Origin of the sequence: Prevotella multiformis DSM 16608 (genome assembly GCF_000191065.1) — a bacterium.
In the GTDB taxonomy this organism is placed as follows: Bacteria; Bacteroidota; Bacteroidia; order Bacteroidales; family Bacteroidaceae; genus Prevotella; species Prevotella multiformis.
This window is the reverse complement of record NZ_GL872282.1, coordinates 304,234-320,224: the sequence shown is the minus strand read 5'-3', so window position 1 is coordinate 320,224 and position 15,991 is coordinate 304,234. Positions and strand designations below refer to the sequence as shown.

Below are 15,991 nucleotides of genomic sequence, written 5' to 3'. Positions count from 1 at the left end.
ACGGTCGCCGGCAGGCTATTCCGTCATCCTCCGCATCTTCAATTCGGTGGATGGGATGGCAGAAATACGGTCGCCGGCAGGGGGGCTGATTTTCGCAGCGGCGGGTAAGCGGCCCCGTCAACTGCGGGAAGATTCTGTTTGTATAGAGTCTGTAGAATGATTTTTCCGTGCTTCTCTTGGATTTTCTTGTATTATTTATTATCTTTGCTTTCTAAACAAGAATCAATCAACTGTATTACCAATTTATCTTTTAGACTATGGAGAAAAAGTTTTTCGCCCCCTCAGAGCTGATCGTCAATGAAGACGGAAGCATTTTCCATCTGCACCTGAAACCGGATAATCTTGCAGACAAAGTAATTCTCGTTGGTGACCCTGGCCGTGTAGCCCTCGTGGCATCTCATTTTGAAGATGTAGAGTGTGAGGTGTCTAACCGTGAGTTCCGTACGATAACCGGGACTTTCCATGGGAAAAGGATCACGGCACAGAGTACCGGTATCGGCTGTGATAACATAGATATTGTAGTGAATGAATTGGATGCCCTGGCAAATATTGATTTCAAGACACGTAACGAGAAAGATACCCTGCGCCAGCTTACACTTGTCCGTATCGGGACCTGTGGCGGCCTGCAGCCTTTTACACCTGTCGGCACTTACATTGCTTCTGTCAAGAGCATCGGCTTCGACGGTCTGCTGAATTTCTATGCAGGACGCAACCAGGTGTGTGACCTGGATTTTGAAGCGCAGTTCAAGAAACAGGTAGAATGGGATATGCAATTGGGGAATCCTTACGTTGCCTGTGCCGATAAGGAACTGACGGACCGTATTGCAGGGGAGGACATGGTACGTGGCGTGACGATCGCCTGCGGCGGCTTCTTCGGGCCGCAGGGGCGTGAACTGCGTCTGCCTCTGCAGGATCCCAGGCTGAATGAAAAGATAGAGAAGTTCTCTTATAACAACATGAAGGTGACGAACTTTGAAATGGAGTCTTCCGCTCTGGCAGGTCTCTCGGCGCTCATGGGACACAAGGCGGTCACAGTCTGCATGGTAATTGCCAACCGACTTGCCAAAGAGGCGAATGCGGGTTATAAGAATACGATTGATGGATTGATAGAGAAAGTCCTTGAAAGAATATAACAGGACTTTTCTGGAAAGTACGTTGGGCGGTCGTCGATAAGAATGTTGTCAACTCTTTGTGTCTTGTCGCTTTGATGTTCTTTCAGCTGTAGGGTCTGTCAGTCTCTCTCAGGCGGAAAGCAGCATCTGTCCGTCTGAAAAACAAAAACATCAAAGGTGTTTTTTTAGTTACGGCCTATGAATAGTTGACAGTCGGGAGGTGAGAATCAGTGGTCGGGTACAATTGCGTGGAGGCTGTCTTTCTGTTGTCAGGTGACGGGCTTCCACCGGAAAAGAACAAGATTGGAAAATTAATAATGAGTAGGATTTTCCTGCAAGAAAGATAATGAGTATAGCATATAAAGAAACAGACGGAGGGCGACAGGAGAAACTGTCGGCCTCCGACTGTCAGCATTCGGCAGCCGCCTCCCATCTTCCGGCTTCCCCCATCTGCGCACCCGCAACCCAGCCGGGTGGCGCCATCGGAATTATCCGCGTGAGTGGGGTAGGGGCGATAGAAGCGACGGATCGTATATTCCGAGGGGTGAAAGGGAGGCCTCTTGCGGAAGCCAGGGGAAACACCTTGCATTATGGAGAGATTCTTGACAAGGAGAAAAAGGCTGTAGACGATGTTCTTGTCAGTGTCTTCCGTGCTCCACATAGCTATACTGGAGAGGACAGTACGGAAATATCCTGCCATGGCTCGGTATATGTTCTCAATCAGGTAATGAGGCTGCTCATTGATGCCGGCTGCAGGCAGGCACAGCCGGGTGAGTTTACCCAACGGGCTTATCTGAACGGCAAAATGGATCTCAGTCAGGCCGAGGCTGTTGCCGATCTCATCACCGCATCCAACCGTGCTTCACACCAGTTGGCATTGAGCCAGTTGAAAGGACATTTCAGTTCAGAGCTGTCTCGGCTTCGGGAGCAGCTCCTGAGGATGACATCCTTGCTGGAACTGGAACTGGATTTCTCTGATCATGAAGAACTTGAGTTTGCTGACCGTGCGGAACTGAGCGCATTGGCAGCGAAGATTCATGATCGGATAGCAAGTCTGACAAAGTCCTTCGAGACAGGAAATATATTGAAGAAAGGTGTTCCTGTAGCCATCATTGGCAAGACAAATGTGGGAAAATCAACACTTCTCAACTGCCTCCTGCACGAGGAGAAAGCCATCGTGTCCAATATCCATGGAACAACACGTGACGTTATCGAGGACACGACGGAGATCAACGGCGTTACTTTCCGATTCATCGATACGGCTGGTCTCCGTCATACCGACGACCAGATAGAGCGGTTGGGCATCAGGCGTGCCTATGAGAAGATGAAGGAGGCTGCCGTCGTACTATGGGTTAATGACCGGCAGCCGACAATTGAAGAATGTCGTGAGATGCGGCATCTTGCTGAAGGGAAGAAGTTGATAACAGTCTTTAATAAGATGGACGATATGCCTGTAAGACCCGGAAGTACGGGGCTTGAGGCGCAGACTGTCTATATATCAGCGAAGTTGAAGCAGAATATAGCAGGCTTGGAAACTGCCATCTACAATGCTGCAGGGATTCCGGAAATCGATGAGAACAGCATCATTGTCACATCTGTCCGACATTATGATGCACTTGTCCATGCGGATGCGTCCATCCTCCGTGTCATTGATGCTCTTCAGCTCGGACTTAGCGGCGACCTCGTCAGTGAGGATCTGCGTATCTGTCTTGACCAGCTTGCCGACATTACGGGCGGACAGATCACGACTCATGAGGTCCTTGATAACATCTTCAGGCATTTCTGCATCGGCAAGTGAAGTTTTTTCCCGTACGGATGAGAATACTCAGACAGGTGTGGTGATCAACTGTAAGCCAGCTGACAGAGACGTGGTAAGGACTAAATGCTGTGAGTTCTGTAAATGAGGTAGTCACCGTCTGCATGGATGGTGAATCTATCTTCGAGTGCCTCGTTAAGTGTACCTTGCCACAGTTCCTGAAAAGGATAGGCATCCCATTTTAGTCCTTCACTTGTCAGTTCTTTGCAGGTTGCGTTGTAGATGCTCACCTGCTGTCCGGGAAAGGATGCGAAACGGGTTGTACCTGATGCAGGGACAAACCAGCCATAGTCCGTTACCATCACCGGGTCGATGCCCAGCTGGCGATGGTAATAGAGCATGAGGGAGATGTTGCCCAGTGTGTGATCCTCACGTTTCCCGGTCGCCCCAAGGTAGCAGAAGCGTGGGCGGATGTGCGTCGGTGCATCCATCTGCAGATGCGAGCGGGCAAAGAGGGTCGCCTTGGTGAGGTCGTTGAATGCCTGTTCCGATATCTGATGATAGATGTGTGCGTAGCGCTGCTTCAGTCCGGCAGAGAGAGAGTCGCCGTCTCCGACGACAGCTGCCGGTTCTATCTCATACTCGATGAGTTCTGCCAATGCACCGTCACATACAACAAGGTTTCTGGCTTCCCGCAGGATTCGGAGAGGGAGAACATGATAGGGGAAGTCGCCGGCTGCAAGGATAACTGCCGAGAAACGCTCTGTGCTGGATTCATCTGTCCCTTTTGAAAGAGATCCTTTTGTCTCATCCGAAAAAAAGGAATACCTGACAGGATGGCCGTCTCCTGCTTCGGAAAAAGATTCTTTTGTTTTGTTATTGAATACCATTTGTGCTGATCCTTTTATCTGTTGGTTGAATAGGTTTTCTTCTACCCTGTCTGTCGGCTATATGATTCCCTGCTGAAGGGAATGCCAGACATTATGAATGCCGTGCTGCACATCTTCTACCAGATACTTCTCCCTTTCAGCAGGATGGTGCATCCGGGGTGGTTGGGAGACTTTTTCTCCACTTGAAGTATCCTGCCACGGCGATAATGGCATACAGGGCATACAGTCCTGCGGTAAAAGGAATCTCCTTGTATAAATACAGTCCTGACAGTTCCACATCTACGACGATCCATATCCACCATTGTTCGATGTATTTCTTTGCCAGTGCCCACAGTCCGATGAAGCTGAGGGCGTTGCTGGAACTGTCCCATACGGGGACGGTAGAATTGGTGTAATGGACAAGGACAAAATACACTCCGGCCCATAGCAGGAGAAATACGAGGATGGAGGGGAGTATCAGCCGGCGTGGGTAACGTGTGATGGGAATTTCTTTCTCCTCTTCCTTCTTCTTTCCGAATTTCCAATAAAGGAACCCATAGAGGGCTGCCAATGTGTAGTAGATCTGCATGCCGAAGTCAGCATACAGTCCGGCTTCGTAATAGACGAACATATAGATGACAGGCATGATGATGCCTGTCAGCCAGAGCCAGATACTTGCCTTGTATTCCTGATAGATGTAAATAAGGCCGACAAAGCAGCCGAGCATGTCTAATGTCATGATAAATGGAAATAAATAACGGCACAGTCAATTTTTCCACAGACCGCCAGCCAGCCTCTCCTCCTATCCCTCCCTTCTTGGGGAAGGGAGGAGAGGCTTCTCTTTCTAAAACTTCAGCGTAACATTTCCCATCATATTGAACCCGGCCATTGGGATGAATCCGATCTGCGTGTAGCGGTTTTCATTAGGATGGCCGTCATGGTCGAGGATGGAACTGTAAACCGATCCGCTGGCAGCATAATGACGGTTGAAGATATTGTTGAGGTTCACGCCGAACACGGCTTCTTTCAGGCCGGCAATGCGCCTGGCGGGACGCAGGGTGTAGCTGATATTGACGTTCGTCTGTGAATAGCAGGGCAGCGAACGGGTCATATTCTCTGTATTGTCCAGATACTGACGACTGACGAAATTCGTATGCCAGACAGCATCAAAGCCTTTATAATGGAGGTTTAGCATGCCGTTGAGGATGGCTGATGGTGAGAAGGCCAGGGTTGAGTGTCCGTAGTGGATCTTACGGAAGGAGGCTTCCCAGTCAACGCTTGCCATCTCATCGAAGTCCTTGATGATATTGCGGCTCAGGGCGGCATTCCCCTCGAAGGTCAGCCATGGCAGCGGACTCCATCCTGTCTCCAGCTCGGCTCCCATGCGATAGCTGTTTTTGATGTTGGTGGTCAGATTCGCTCCGATGTCGCTCTGTGCTCCGGTCTGCACGAACTGGTTGTTGTAATCCATATAGTACAGGTTCACACCGGCATGCCAGTTGCTGCCGTCATACTGATAGCCGGCTTCAATGTCCATCATGCGTTCCGGTGTCGGTGCCGGATAGCTGCCGTTGTTAGTGAAGTTATTGCGCTCCGGCTCGCGGTTGGCGTAGGCAATGGAGGCATACGCCTTGTGTCCGCTGCGGTAGTAGCTGATACCTGCTTTCGGATTGACGAAGTCGTAACGCTCGCTGATGTCCAGCAGCTGGTTCTTATAGCCGTTTCCGCTCTTGTAGAAACGGTCGTTCTGTCCGTCCGTCTGATACTCTACATGACGGTACTGTAGATCCATAAATACATTCCAGTAGTCTGAGAAGTGGTATTTTGCCTTGAAGAACCCGCTGTAATCATATTTATGCGCATCGGAGTCATAATATTTGTAATCGCGTCCGCCAGACCGGTACTTTGCGTCCGCCTGTTCGTTCTTTATATAGGTAAGGTAGCCGAAGTGGCTGCCACGGAACTGCTGGAGGTTCAGTCCGCCCGTCACATCCCAGCTTGCATCCCTGTAACGGCTGGTATAGACGATGCCGTAGGTGTGCTGTGTGAGCCCTTTGAGGCGTACGAAGTCAGACTTCTTGACGAACTTGCCGTTGGAATCGTAGAAGAGCAGTCCGAACTTGGCGAATTTCGCATTGGGCTTCAGTTCGCTGTAATATCCGTATCCGTAGGTGTAATGTAAGGTTACCTGATGGTTCCAATGGCTGGAAGGATGGAAAGCGAATGAGAGGAGATTGTGGTTCTGGTAGAAGTTGTCCGTCGTCTTATCCCAGAAAGAGCCGTCACGCATCGTGTAGCGTGCGGTCTGGTAATTGCCGTCCGCATCTTTCGTAAAAGCCCCGTTGGCATCTGTCAGCAGATATTCGTAGAGCGGATTGAACTTCCCGAGCCCCCTATCGTACAGGTCCTTATAGGTCATGATGCCCGTTTTGGCACCATAAGTACCTTCCATCAGGCTCAGGTCGCTGCTCCCTGTTACGACACCGTTCCATGCCTGTCCTGTCTTCTCGAAGTTGCCGATGTTCTTGTAGCTGATCCGGAAATCATCGCCCATCCAGGTCAGTCCGCCATAGTAGGATCCCGAACGTCCCTTCGTGCCGTGGACATAGCCGTCGGTGGCGGTTTCATGGTAGGCGCCGTCGAATACAAGATGGTTGAACAGCAGGCCCGTAGAGAATTTCACACCGGTATTATAGGTGTTGTAAGAACCATACGAACCGCTCACTTCCACGCTGGGTTTCCTGTTCGGTGCATGGGTCGCCAGTGATACCGAACCGCCGAAAGCACCGTCTCCGTTGGTCGATGTGCCGATACCCCGCTGTATCTGCACGCTTCCCATGAGTGCGGCATAGGAGTTCATGTTTGCCCAGAATACCGTCTGGTCCTCTGGTGAATTGAGGGCCACACCGTCCAGTGTGATGTTGATCCGGCTGCCCGCTGCACCGCGGATGCGCATGGCTGATGTACCTGTTCCAAGGCCGTTCTCACCCCAGGCCAGCACGCCCGGTGTCTGGGAGAGGAGGAAAGGAAGCTCGCGGCCGCCTTTGGAGAAAGCCTCAAGTTCGCTTTCCTTGAGATTGGCAACAGCGTACGGTGCGTTTTTCTGTACACGTACGCCTGCCACGACGACCTCGTCAAGCTGCTGTTGTTTCAGTGTGTCCGTTGTTACTTGTGCCTTTGTCGTTGCCGCACATGTCAGTGCAGCGGTAAACAGGATAATTCTTTTCATATCCCAGATGAATGATATTAAGATGAAGAATAAAGGGGAATTTCCCTACGGCGGCATTATCCGCATCAGGTCAATGGGTATGATCTCAGCAAGCCCAAACGAGCAAGCACCCCTTAGTTCCCATTCTGGAAACCTGTGCAAAGGTAATGAATTTTTGCCATATCTCCAAACAGGACAGGAAAAAACAGGAAGTGTGTTTTTGTTCGGTTGCCGTAAGAGGAGAGGACAGCTGTTCCTCATGGCTGGTTCAGCATTCTGGTGGCAGTTATCCGGCAATGTCCGGTTTACACAGAGCTAAAAGGGTCTGTTCCGGTTTGGACAGATCCTTTTATTATGCTTTCAGTTTGAAGGAGTTTTCTATACTGGCTATTTCAGCAAAGAATCCCTTGTCCATCTTCAGCCGGTCTTCTATCTTGGAGCAGCTGTGGATGACGGTGCTGTGGTCACGGTTCCCGACGAGCTTGCCAATGCGGCTTGCAGGCATCTTCGTGTATTTCTGTGCCATGTACATGCTCACCTGACGGGCCATGACAATGTCCTTCTTGCGTGAACGGGAGTTGACGGCGGTCGCCGTGACGTTGTAGTGCGAGCAGACTTTATCCAGAATGTCGTCAATGGTCAGCGGTTCATCATCTATTTTCACGGCCCGTTTGATGACGCGTTCTGCCAGCCTCATGTCGACATTGCTGTTGTAGACGACGCTGTAAGCCAGAAGAGAGTTGATGACTCCCTGCAGGTCACGCACGCTGCCATTGGCTGTCTCGGCAATGAAACGGACGACATCCTCTGGTATGTTGAGGCCGTCACGTTTGATTTTGCTGTGTAGAATATCTATGCAGAGCTGGACATTAGGTTTCTCCAACTCGGCAATCAGTCCGCAGGAGAACCGTGTCAGCAACCTGTCATTCATCCCCTTGAGGTCGACCGGCGGACGGTCACTGGCCAGGATGATGCGTCTTCCGTTGCGGAAGAGGTGGTTGAATATATGGAAGAAAGTATCCTGTGTCTTCGTCGCCGTCGCCCATTCCTGGATGTCGTCGACGATCAGGACATCAATTGTCTGATAGAAATTGATGAAATCATTGGTCGTGTTCTGACGTACGGAATCTGTGTACTGCACCTGGAAAAGGCGTGCAGAGACATACAACACCCGCTTCTGCGGATAAAGCTGTTTCGTGCGTAGTCCGATGGCATTGATGAGATGTGTCTTCCCGCAGCCTGAAGGGCCGTAGATGAACATCGGATTGAACTGCGTCGTATTCGGATGTTCCGCGATAGACAGACCGATGGAACGGGGCAGCTTGTTGCTGTCACCCTCCACGTAATTGCCGAACGACTTATGAGGGTCGAGCTGCGAATCAATATCCTGCGGTACGGCATCCAGCACGGTGGGGCTTTGGTTTCCGCGGCTGGTCGGGCGCTGCGACGAGATTTCCTCGGCATCGTCCTGCTGCAGATCCTGTGAGAGATGATGCTCCTGGTCGACCATGACACGATACGTCAGCTGTACTCCCTGTCCGAAGACACGTGTCAGAACCTTACGCAGCAGGTCTACGTAATGTCCTTCCAGATACTCATATACGAACTGGCTTGGAACCTGGACCAGCAGTGTCTTGGAAGCCGGCTTGTACGACTGGAGTACAATCGGGCGAAACCAAGTGTCAAACTGCTGCTCGGTCACATTCTCCTTTATGAGCTGGAGGCAACTATCCCAAAGATTTTTAGGACTGACGTTCATGTCGGTTATTTGATTTCTTATGCCTTTCGGTGAAACGGCGGCTTGCCGGCTGTTCCCCCATGATTTTTCTTTTGCAAAGATAGCAAATTATTTACAAAGAGCATTCAGCCTGTATGTATCTGTATCGGCGGTTGAACTCCGTAAACGGCTATTTCTGTGTACTTTGCACCTTTCTTCGTCTCTTTTGCTCCTCAATATGCGGTTGTGTAATTCCAATCTTCTGATAAACAGATGTTTCCTGCTGTATGAATCGATTAGTCCCGGGCGGGTGAAACAACGGCGGGGGTGAGTTGAAGCGGCTGATTTCCAACTTCCTTTCCCCTTTCGCCCGTGGATGTGGAACACCAAGCGAATAATTTAGACTATATTTAAATTACTTGTCTTTCTTGCCGAAGAGAGAGAAATGTACATAGCGTTTCGGATGTGCCTTGAGATTGGTGAGGAGGCTGTCTGCAGAGCGCATGGTGCTGTTGAGATTGTTGTACAGTGTCGGGTCGTTCATCAGCAGTCCCATCGTCCCCTCATTGCTGTTCAGTTTTGCCGTGAGCGTGTTCATGTGCTCCAGGGTGGCGTTTACCTTCGTCATGGTCCCCTGTACGTCAATGCCGCTCACCTTGTCGTTCAGGGTCGTCATCATCCCGTTCGCCCGGCGGATAGCCCCGCGTGCCTCGGTGATGCCGCTGTTGGCATTCGTCATCATTCCGTTGGCATTGTCCATCACCCTGCCAGCCTTGGCTGTCAGAACCGGCAGCGAACGGTCGGCCTGCGCCAGCAACCGGTTCAGCTCCTGTGTGGAAGTCGTGAGGTTGGCGGTTATCCGGTTCACGTTGTGGATAGAGCTTTTGATCGCAGGGTCGGCCAGCAATATGTTCATACTGGCGAGGATACTGTCCAGTTTCGGCAGCATCTTCTGTATGGAGGGGACCATGCTCTTCATGTCGCCCAGCGTACCGTCATTGATGCGGCCGTCAATGACCCCGTTCTCCTTCAGCATTCTGCTGCTCTTTCCGAAGACCAGGACGACCTTCACATTGCCCATGAGGTCGCTGATGATTTCTGCCTTGGTGCCTTCCGGGATCTTCATGCTCTTGTCAATGTCGACACCGACATCGATAGGCTCTCCCGGCCGTGCATAGTCGTATTCGATGCTTTTTACCGTCCCGACCTTGAAGCCGCTGGCGTAGACGGGGGTCGAATTGGACAGGCCGGTGATGTCGCTGAACATCATCCTATAGTGTGTGTCCGTCGAGAAGACCGACAGTCCTTTCAAGAACTGCATTCCGAAGAACAGTACTACGACAGCAAGTATGGCAACCAGTGCGATCTTTACCTGTGGGGTGAAAACTTTGTTCATTTTTGTCAATTTACTTTTTTCTTTTATTCTTCAGGAACTCGCCGATGGCCTGGTTCGTATCCATGCGGACACCGTCCTTGTAGGCAATCACGAAAGCCTGCGGGAAGTCTTTCTTCAGTTTCTCACGCAGTCGGGCGATCTCATTGTAATTCGTACTGCTCCCGATGGTGTACTTGTACAGGTTTCCCTCCTGGACACAGTCGATGTCTGTATGTCCGCGGAACTGTTCGCAGCCCGGTCTCATCTGACGGTTGGTGGCGAACACCTGAACCTTGAACACGGGGACATTCTTCTGCTGCTCGGTCCCCGTTCCCTTCTGCCGGGGCTGGCTGTCCTTCTTCTGTGCGGGTTTCTGCACGGCGGCAGGTGGGTTTCTCTTCGGCTGTCGCCTGCCGGTAGCCGGCGCAACAGGACGGGGGGTGTCGGCAGGAAGTGCGGGGATGGCCCGTCCGACGGCGATTCTCTTGTTGTCGGCGGTGCGGAAAGGCACTACGATGTGCGTGTCATACATGTTCTTGTATTTCACGAAGGCTTCGTAGATTCCCTTTGCCATCGCATCGATACCTCCCGGTGAGTTCAGGTATTCTTCTTCGTCAGCCGCCGTGATGAATCCCAGTTCTATCAGGCAGCTCGGCATGTAGCTCTCACGCAGGACGAGGAAGCCGGCCTGGTGTACGCCCTTGTCGATACGTCCGGCAGAGGCACAGACGGAGTTCTGTATCAGTCGTGCCAGTTCAACACTTTTCTCCATGTTCGCATTCTGCATGAACTCGAACATGATGTAGCTTTCCGATGATTTCGGGTCGAATCCCTGGTAGGTCCGCTGGTAGCCGGCTTCCATCGAAATGACAGAGTTTTCACGCATGGCGACATCCAGGTTGTCCTTGGCACGGTGCATTCCCAGTGTATAGACCTGGAAGCCCTTGGCGTAGTGTCCCGGCACGACGGAATTGGTATGGACGGAGATGAACAGGTCGGCCTTTGCCTTGTTGGCAATATCAGCACGCTGGTGCAGCGGGATGAAGACGTCGCGTTTTCGGGTATAGATTACATTCACGTCGGGCAGATTCTGTTCGACATAGCGGCCGAAGGCGAGGGCGACGTTCAGGTTGATGTCTTTCTCTTTCGAGAAGGCACCGAGGGCACCGGCATCATGCCCGCCGTGTCCCGCATCAATAACAAGTGTGAAGCGTCCGTTCGCAGCCCATGATGCAGTTGCGGACAAGATAAAGAAAACAAAGGAAATCGTTATTTTCTTAAGCATACTTAATTATTTAGAGGACAAAGGTACGGCTTTTCCTTGGGAAACCAAGATTCTTTTTCCCGGTTTTATCATTTATTAAGTAATCGGCGAACCCTGCCTAATGCCGTGGTTCTTTCCGTGAATCAGGGGGTGCTGTGTCTGCGGACAGGGCAGGTTTATCTGCCTGTCAGGAGCGGATCTCCCTCATGGACAGGGCGGGGGAATCGGTCAGGGATTGTTTTCAGAATCTGCCATGGGAGGATGTCTTCCCGCAGGCACCGGCGTTCACTGCTCCCGTCCGAAGTGCAGTTCGACACCGGCTCCGTTGCAGTCGGCTCCCATCGGGGGATTGAGTTTCACGAGTTTCAGATCGATGCTTTCAATCTCCGGGAAACGTGTTTGCAGCTTCCTGACAAGGTCGCCGGCTGCCGCCTCCAGCAGCTTTGCCGGTCTTCGCACGGCTTCTCCGACGACGTCGAACACCTCGGCATAGTTCAGGGTGTCGGCCACCTCGTCGCTCTGCATGGCATCTGCAAAGGGGTAGCCTATCCGCAGGTCGAGCACATAGTCATTGCCCACCCGCTGCTCCTGCGCCCCCACTCCGATGTATGCGTGGAAGCGGAGACCTTGCAGGAGAATGTAGCTTGTCATTGGTTTCATCATTGTCTTAAAGGCTGTATTTCCCGGCCGGCTTTCATGACAGGTGTATGTTTGAATTTCCGTGTCGGCCGGTTGCGGAGCGGAGGCTCGTCAGCTCCCGGTGTCTTCCTGCTCTCATACGGCGTATTCTGTTTCCTCTTTCCAATCGCACGGCCTGCCATGTCCTTGCAGGAGAGAGGCAGTGACGGCCCGCCTGAAAGGCAGGAATCCGTCAAAGTCCTTTTCAGGATTCACTTTTATCAATTGCTGTAAACGACTGGCCATCGGGACTTTGAGCTTTCGGAGGACGGGCGTTGAAATCTCCGATGGGTATTCGCTGTACGGAACCGTCCGGCGGGAAGGATGTTCCCGGCCGGCCGGGAACATCCTTCCCAACCGGTTGGGAATCCCATTCCCGACCCTTGGGAACAGCATTCCCGACGGTCGGTGGGTCTCGGTCTGTGTAGGCAGCGTCATCTTGTCTTGTCCCTGCTGCCCGCCGGACTGTTGCAGATCGGATTCCTCCGCCTGTCTCATCCGCAGCGGGAGGCGCCGCAGTTGGTGCAGATCAGGCAGCCTTCCTGGTAGACGAGTGTCTCCTGTCCGCAGACCGGGCACTTCTGTCCGGAGGCCTTTGTACCGTCGGTGACATACTTCTTCAGGGCACGCTCGACACCGTTTTTCCAGGTGTTGATGCTCTCGCTCTTCAGCTGCAGCGAACCGACGAGCTTAATGACATGGTCGATCGGCATACGGTAGCGCAGTACGCCCGAGATGAGCTTCGCATAGTTCCAGTACTCCGGGTTGAACTTTTCTGACAGGCCCTCGACGGTTGTCTTGTAGCCGCGCTTGTTCTCGAACTGGAAGTCGTAACGGTGGCTGCCGTCTTCGGCTGTCTGCTTGATGATTTTCCCTTTGGTGACGCTCTTCGGAAGGGCGATGCCTTCTTCGTCGTCCTGCAGACCGGTGAAGATTTCGTAGGGATAGCCGTCCAGCAGACCGACGAAGGCCACCCACTTCTCCTTGTTGTTCTGGAAGCGCACGACATCGCAGTCGAGTTCTTTCGGACGTATCTCCGTCACCTGCGGGCGTTCCAGGATGTGCGTATGGTGTTCTTCAGAGGAGTAGAGGTCTTTTCTCTTGTCCTCATCGGCGGTCTTCTCTTTTTTCTTGTCTTTCTTGGAAACGGAGATCATCACGCCCGACCGGCTGCCGTCACGGTAGATGGTGCAGCCTTTGCAGCCGCTGCGCCATGCCTCGACGTAGAGTTTGTTGACAAGTGCCTCGTCCACCTGGTTCGGCAGGTTCACCGTCACGGAGATGGAGTGGTCCACCCATTTCTGGATGGCTCCCTGCATGCGTACCTTCATCAGCCAGTCCACATCGTTGGCAGTCGCCTTGTAATAGGGCGACCGTTTCACCAGTCCGTCGATTTCTTCCTGCGTGTACCGTTTCCTGGTGTCTATGCCGTTCGCCTCCATCCACGTCAGGAACTTCCGGTGGTAGACGATGTATTCTTCGAAGGAGTCGCCTACCTCGTCCACGAAGTCGACGTGTACATCCGTGTCGTTGGGGTTCACCTTGCGGCGGCGTTTGTAAACCGGCATGAAGACGGGTTCTATCCCCGAGGTGGTCTGTGTCATCAGCGAGGTGGTGCCGGTCGGGGCTATCGTCAGGCAGGCGATGTTCCTGCGGCCGCATCGCCTCATGTCCTCATAGAGCTGCGGATCGGCTTCCCTCAGCCGGTTGATGAACGGATTGTGCGCTTCGCGGTCGGCATCATAGATGGCGAAGGCCCCCCGCTCCTTCGCCATGGTCACGGAGGAGCGGTATGCGTTCAGGGCCAGTGTGCGGTGAACGCTGACGGCGAAGTCGGTCGCCTCCTGTGTGCCGTAACGCAGCCCCATGGCCGCTATCATGTCGCCCTCGGCGGTAATCCCTACGCCGGTACGCCGTCCTTTTCCGCTCTTCTCTTTGATTTTCTCCCAGAGATGGTACTCGGTCTGCTTCACCTCGTCAGACTGTGGGTCACGTCTTATCTTTTCCATGATGAGTTCGATCTTCTCCAGCTCAAGGTCGACAATATCGTCCATGATCCGCTGTGCCAGCTGAACATGGCGACTGAAGAGGTCGAAGTCGAAGCGTGCATGGTCGGTAAACGGATCGATGACATACGAATAGAGATTCAGCGAGAGGAGCCGGCAGCTGTCGTAGGGACAGAGCGGGATCTCGCCGCAGGGATTGGTGGAGACCGTCTGGAATCCGAGGTCGGCATAGCAGTCGGGGATGCTCTCTCGGAGGATGGTGTCCCAGAACAGCACGCCCGGCTCGGCACTCTTCCACGCATTGTGTACAATCTTCTCCCACAATGCCCTGGCCGAGACGGTCTTCGCTGACATCGGCTCGCGGCTGTCGATGGGGAACTGCTGGACGAAAGGTCTGTCGTCGATGGCGGCCTGCATGAACTCGTCGGTGAGCTTCACCGATACGTTGGCACCTGTCACCTTGCCCTCTTCCATCTTCGCATCGATGAATGCCTCCGAGTCGGGATGTTTGATGCTGACGGACAGCATCAGTGCGCCGCGCCGTCCGTCCTGCGCCACCTCACGGGTGCTGTTGGAGTAGCGTTCCATGAACGGGACAAGTCCTGTCGAGGTCAGGGCGGAGTTGTTGACCGGCGAACCTTTCGGGCGGATCTGGCTCATGTCATGTCCTACTCCGCCGCGCCGTTTCATCAGCTGCACCTGCTCCTCGTCGATGTGCAGGATCGCACCGTAGGAATCGGCATCGCCGTCCAGGCCGATGACGAAGCAGTTGGACAGCGAGGCCACCTGGTGGTTGTTTCCGATGCCTGTCATCGGACTGCCCGCCGGAATGACGTAGCGGAAGTGGTCCAAGAGGTCGAACACTTCCTGTGCTGTCAGCGGATTCTTGTATTTGCGCTCGATGCGGGCTATCTCGTTGGCGATACGCCAGTGCATCTGTTCGGGTGATTTCTCGTAGATATTTCCGTGACTGTCCTTCACGGCATATTTGTTCACCCATACACGTGCGGCAAGCTCGTCGCCGCCGAAATAGGCAAGTGCCGTCTGGAAGGCTTCGTCAAAGGAGTAGGTCTGATTGGTTCCCATCTTTGTCATTTTAGAAATTTTCCGACTGCGAAGTTACGAATTGTTTTCCAAAATAGAAAACATTTGCTTAACTTTGTACCACCAAAATCATACGGAATGAAAACAGTCAATTCAAGGAGAACCATAAGAAAGTACAGCCGGAAGATTGTGCCGGAGAATTTGTTGAGGACATTGCTGGAGCAGGCCGAACGCACGCCGACGATGGGTAACCTGCAGCTTTATTCGGTTGTCATCACGCACGATACGGCGATGAAGGCAAAGCTGGCCCCGCCGCATTTCAACCAGCCGATGGTGGAGGGAGCACCGGTCGTGCTCACCTTCTGTGCCGACTTCCGGCGTACGACGCTGTGGGCGGAGAACCGCAAGGCTGCACCGGGATATGACAATTTCCTGTCGTTCCTCAATGCAGCGACGGATGCCTTGCTGTATTGTCAGACTTTCTGCAATCTCGCCGAAGAAGAGGGACTGGGCACGTGCTTCCTGGGAACGACCCTCTACAATCCCAGGGCAATCATCGAAGTCCTGCAGCTGCCGCGTCTTGTGATGCCTGTCGCTACCATTACCCTTGGCTGGCCCGACGAGCATCCTGCCCAGCCGGACCGGCTGCCGGTAGACAGCCTCGTCCACGATGAGACCTACTGCGACTACACCCCCGACCGTATCGACCGGTTCTATGCGGAGAAGGAGAATCTGGAGGCAAACAGGCACTTTGTGGAACTCAACGGAAAGGAGACCCTCGCCCAGGTCTTCACCGATCTCCGTTATACGAAGCGGGACAACGAGGCGATGTCGGCCGGCTTGCTGGATGCCTTGAGGCAGCAGGGATTCCTGTAAGATTGTAAGATGCGGTAGAGAACAATCTGTCGGCGGCAGGGAGACCGTAAGAACAGATGCCCTCGGCCGTCCTACGAGCAATCTTT

Annotated in this window: 11 protein-coding genes and 1 riboswitch; of the genes, 3 read left to right on the top strand and 8 right to left on the bottom strand. The window is 53.0% G+C overall.

The features are described from left to right. The first annotated feature begins 257 nt into the window (after nt 1-257). Entirely contained in the window at nt 258-1,133 is an 876-nt protein-coding gene (locus tag HMPREF9141_RS01350) for a nucleoside phosphorylase (protein WP_007366593.1), read from the top strand. A 325-nt stretch (nt 1,134-1,458) separates the two neighbouring features. After that, nucleotides 1,459-2,910: a tRNA uridine-5-carboxymethylaminomethyl(34) synthesis GTPase MnmE gene (mnmE, locus tag HMPREF9141_RS01345; RefSeq protein WP_007366592.1), complete on the top strand. Its 1,452-nt coding sequence runs from the start codon at nt 1,459-1,461 to the stop codon at nt 2,908-2,910. Nucleotides 2,911-2,990: 80 nt separating this feature from the next. On the opposite strand, the gene HMPREF9141_RS01340 is transcribed toward mnmE, so the two are convergent. From HMPREF9141_RS01340 to HMPREF9141_RS01295, 8 genes are all read right to left on the bottom strand, one after another. Next, nucleotides 2,991-3,758 carry a thiamine diphosphokinase gene (locus HMPREF9141_RS01340; protein ID WP_007366591.1) on the bottom strand — a complete coding sequence of 256 codons (768 nt, stop codon included), beginning with the start codon at nt 3,756-3,758 and terminating at the stop codon, nt 2,991-2,993. Nucleotides 3,759-3,894: 136 nt separating this feature from the next. Further along, a complete protein-coding gene (pnuC, locus tag HMPREF9141_RS01335; RefSeq protein WP_007366590.1) occupies nt 3,895-4,476 on the bottom strand; it encodes a nicotinamide riboside transporter PnuC in 582 nt (193 codons plus the stop codon). Between the two features lie 105 nt (nt 4,477-4,581). Beyond that, the gene (locus tag HMPREF9141_RS01330) at nt 4,582-6,966 is read right to left on the bottom strand and encodes a TonB-dependent receptor (protein ID WP_007366589.1); all 2,385 of its coding nucleotides are present in this window, start codon (nt 6,964-6,966) and stop codon (nt 4,582-4,584) included. A 25-nt stretch (nt 6,967-6,991) separates the two neighbouring features. Then, a riboswitch (TPP riboswitch) is annotated at nt 6,992-7,091 on the bottom strand. A gap of 206 nt (nt 7,092-7,297) precedes the next feature. Then, nucleotides 7,298-8,704 (bottom strand): chromosomal replication initiator protein DnaA, encoded by a 1,407-nt coding sequence (gene dnaA, locus HMPREF9141_RS01320; protein ID WP_007366588.1) that lies wholly within the window; start codon nt 8,702-8,704, stop codon nt 7,298-7,300. 373 nt (nt 8,705-9,077) lie between these two features. Beyond that, nucleotides 9,078-10,058: an MlaD family protein gene (locus HMPREF9141_RS01315; protein WP_007366587.1), complete on the bottom strand. Its 981-nt coding sequence runs from the start codon at nt 10,056-10,058 to the stop codon at nt 9,078-9,080. Between the two features lie 10 nt (nt 10,059-10,068). Next, nucleotides 10,069-11,322 (bottom strand): N-acetylmuramoyl-L-alanine amidase, encoded by a 1,254-nt coding sequence (locus HMPREF9141_RS01310; RefSeq protein ID WP_007366586.1) that lies wholly within the window; start codon nt 11,320-11,322, stop codon nt 10,069-10,071. A gap of 264 nt (nt 11,323-11,586) precedes the next feature. Continuing rightward, nucleotides 11,587-11,961: a dihydroneopterin aldolase gene (folB, locus tag HMPREF9141_RS01305; protein ID WP_040554320.1), complete on the bottom strand. Its 375-nt coding sequence runs from the start codon at nt 11,959-11,961 to the stop codon at nt 11,587-11,589. A 512-nt stretch (nt 11,962-12,473) separates the two neighbouring features. Beyond that, nucleotides 12,474-15,071, bottom strand: a complete 2,598-nt coding sequence (locus HMPREF9141_RS01295) for an adenosylcobalamin-dependent ribonucleoside-diphosphate reductase (protein WP_040554319.1) — start codon at nt 15,069-15,071, stop codon at nt 12,474-12,476. A gap of 96 nt (nt 15,072-15,167) precedes the next feature. On the opposite strand from HMPREF9141_RS01295, the gene HMPREF9141_RS01290 reads away from it, so the two are divergent. After that, nucleotides 15,168-15,905 carry a nitroreductase family protein gene (locus HMPREF9141_RS01290; protein ID WP_007366581.1) on the top strand — a complete coding sequence of 246 codons (738 nt, stop codon included), beginning with the start codon at nt 15,168-15,170 and terminating at the stop codon, nt 15,903-15,905. Nucleotides 15,906-15,991 lie beyond the last annotated feature (86 nt).

What these genes read in the sequence shown, in the direction of transcription:
- HMPREF9141_RS01350 (WP_007366593.1), top strand. Translation starts at nt 258, where the DNA reads ATGGAGAAAAAGTTTTTCGCCCCCTCAGAGCTGATCGTCAATGAAGAC.
- mnmE (WP_007366592.1), top strand. Translation starts at nt 1,459, where the DNA reads ATGAGTATAGCATATAAAGAAACAGACGGAGGGCGACAGGAGAAACTG.
- HMPREF9141_RS01340 (WP_007366591.1), bottom strand. Translation starts at nt 3,758, where the DNA reads ATGGTATTCAATAACAAAACAAAAGAATCTTTTTCCGAAGCAGGAGAC.
- pnuC (WP_007366590.1), bottom strand. Translation starts at nt 4,476, where the DNA reads ATGACATTAGACATGCTCGGCTGCTTTGTCGGCCTTATTTACATCTAT.
- HMPREF9141_RS01330 (WP_007366589.1), bottom strand. Translation starts at nt 6,966, where the DNA reads ATGAAAAGAATTATCCTGTTTACCGCTGCACTGACATGTGCGGCAACG.
- dnaA (WP_007366588.1), bottom strand. Translation starts at nt 8,704, where the DNA reads ATGAACGTCAGTCCTAAAAATCTTTGGGATAGTTGCCTCCAGCTCATA.
- HMPREF9141_RS01315 (WP_007366587.1), bottom strand. Translation starts at nt 10,058, where the DNA reads ATGAACAAAGTTTTCACCCCACAGGTAAAGATCGCACTGGTTGCCATA.
- HMPREF9141_RS01310 (WP_007366586.1), bottom strand. Translation starts at nt 11,322, where the DNA reads ATGCTTAAGAAAATAACGATTTCCTTTGTTTTCTTTATCTTGTCCGCA.
- folB (WP_040554320.1), bottom strand. Translation starts at nt 11,961, where the DNA reads ATGAAACCAATGACAAGCTACATTCTCCTGCAAGGTCTCCGCTTCCAC.
- HMPREF9141_RS01295 (WP_040554319.1), bottom strand. Translation starts at nt 15,071, where the DNA reads ATGGGAACCAATCAGACCTACTCCTTTGACGAAGCCTTCCAGACGGCA.
- HMPREF9141_RS01290 (WP_007366581.1), top strand. Translation starts at nt 15,168, where the DNA reads ATGAAAACAGTCAATTCAAGGAGAACCATAAGAAAGTACAGCCGGAAG.